At 54.5% G+C, this 2,429-nt stretch carries 2 protein-coding genes; both read left to right on the top strand.

All coding sequences use genetic code 11. The features are described from left to right. On the top strand, nucleotides 1–864 hold an 864-nt coding region (locus AACZ40_RS28980; RefSeq protein WP_339677157.1), incomplete at its 5' end, for a phosphoglycerate dehydrogenase. A 110-nt stretch (nucleotides 865–974) separates the two neighbouring features. Continuing rightward, nucleotides 975–2,429, top strand: a 1,455-nt coding sequence (locus tag AACZ40_RS28975) for a hypothetical protein (protein ID WP_339677155.1), incomplete at its 3' end; no start/stop codon positions are given.

The raw sequence follows: 2,429 nt of genomic DNA, 5'->3' as shown, positions 1-2,429 counted from the left end.
CGCGTGGTAGAGCAGGTTCAGGGATACGATGCCGTTCTCGCCGGTGCAGAGATCTATTCGCGCGAAGTGCTGGAACAGCTGCCCGACCTGAAAGTCATCTCACGCTACGGCGTCGGCTTTGATGCCGTTGATCTCACAGCCGCTGATGCACAGAATATCGTCGTCACCATCACGCCGGGTGTGAATCATCACTCGGTTGCAGAACAGGCATTCGCCCTGCTCATGGGTATCGCCCGCATGACTCGTACCCAGGATCGCGCCGTTCGCAGCGGCGTGTGGGAGCGGGAGTTAACGCCTCGCGTCTGGGGCAGCACGATCGGCATCGTCGGACTGGGACGCATCGGCCAGGCAGTCGCCACCCGCGCCATTGGCATGGGCATGCATGTGCTGGCATACGATCCGTTCCCCAATGCAGACTTTGCCAAAACCCATCAGATCAAGCTGCTCGGACTGGAAGAACTGCTGACACAGTCAGACTACGTTACCCTGCATCTGCCCGTCACCCCTGAGACGGTCGACCTCATTAACCGGGATACTCTCGCCCTCATGAAATCGGGGTCCGTATTGATCAATACAGCCCGCGGGGCACTGGTTGACGAAAATGCATTGGTGGAAGCTCTGGAATCAGGGCATTTACGGGCCGCGGGACTCGATGTTTTCAAAAAAGAACCATTGCCTGTTGAAAGTCCCCTGATCAAACTGGAAAATGTACTGTTAAGCTGTCACACCGGCGGACTCGATCAGGAATCGCATCGGGACGCGTATGCGATGGCGGCTCAGAATATTGTCAAGCTGCACCAGGGGGAATGGCCCGTGGAATGTGTTGTGAATCTGAAAGAGTCGACAGGCTGGAAATGGTCCTGACCTCTCGACTCCCAGGCCGGACACATCACAACCATTCAGAGCGACTCGATTATATGTATCACGGTCAAGCGTGTTCACAGCTTTCAGGTAAGAAACTGGATTAATCTATTATGACATCGCCCCACTCCAGTTTTTTGAAAATCAGCCCGCACATTTCTGTCCTGCCATTAATTCATGGCAGTGGTGACTTCGCCATCGAAGTCCGCCGCGTGATGCTGAATAATGAGTTCGACTGCCTGGCTGTGCCGCTCCCTGCTTCGTTCCAGGAAAACGTGGAACGGGCCATCACATTTCTGCCCAGCATTACCGCCGTCGTGCAGGAAGAGCCGTCCATCTCGGGTTCCGCTCCCTGGGAAGAGGATGACGACGAGGATGATGTGCAACGACTTTGCAGTTATGTGCCCATTGATCCCTGCCAGGGTGTCATTGCCGCGCTGAGAATCGCGATGATGGAACACATCGACCGGCACTTCATTGACCTGGAAACACAGCGGTTTGAAAGTATTTCCGCCTCTCTGCCCGACCCTTATGCTTTGAAAAAAGTTCCCCTGGAAAAGTTTGCCGCTGCCGTTCTGCCGGCTCTGAATAAACTTCCGGAAGGCCAGCCGCTTAACCGCTGCACCATGATGGCACACCGCCTGCGGGAACTGGAAAAGAAATACAAGTCGATCCTGCTGGTCTGCTCCCTTTCCGACTGGCCCTGGATTCACGATGCCTACATCGATCAGGTCCCTGTGGAAGTCGAAGATGAAGAAGTCAACGAAACCACAATCTATTCCGCTGACTCGGAAACATTGCTGTTCATGCTCGGCGAACTCCCTTATATCACAGGACTGTATGAAGCCGCCCGCTCTGAACTGGAAGATGACGAAAACCTCTCCGTCGACGGCATTAAAGAGCTGGCGCTGACTGCCCGTGACCGTTATCGACTCGAATTGAAATCCAAAGGCCGCAAGATCACGCCTAAGCTGCTCTCGGTTTACTTTCGTTATGTGCGCAACCTCTCGCTCATCGAACGCCGCATGACCCCCGATCTCTATACGCTGGTCAAAGCCGCACAACAGGTCGCCGGCGATCAGTTCGCCATTCAGATTGCAGAAACAGCGCGAGAATACCCGTTCGTGCATTTGCTCCCGTTTGAAAAAATCAGCTTCGGCATTGAACAGGCCCAGCTTCCCAATGGCACCATGCTGGAAATGAGTAACCGTCTGCCCGGTAACCTCATCTCGTGGAGAAATTGTGAACTCACTCCCAAACCTCCCAAACCCAAACAGGATGAATGGGAAATGAAGTGGGATCCCTTCAAACAATGCAGCTGGCCCCCCGAAGATGTCGCCATCGAGAAATTTCGCACGAGCATCAAAGATCACGCCTTGAATCTGCTGGGCGTCGATCTGGCACGCACCGAAAAATTTACCACCAGTATGAAAGATGGTCTTGATCTCCGGGAAACCCTCCGAAACTGGCACACCGGAGAAATTCACGTCAAAGTCCTGCCCCCCAGTCGCGGGAAACTGGATTGCGTCCTCATGCTGTTCGACTCCCCCGCTGACCCGCGGGACTAC

Source organism: uncultured Gimesia sp. (assembly GCF_963972345.1).
Lineage (GTDB): Bacteria > Planctomycetota > Planctomycetia > Planctomycetales > Planctomycetaceae > Gimesia.
This window is presented reverse-complemented; position numbering and strand designations above follow the sequence as displayed.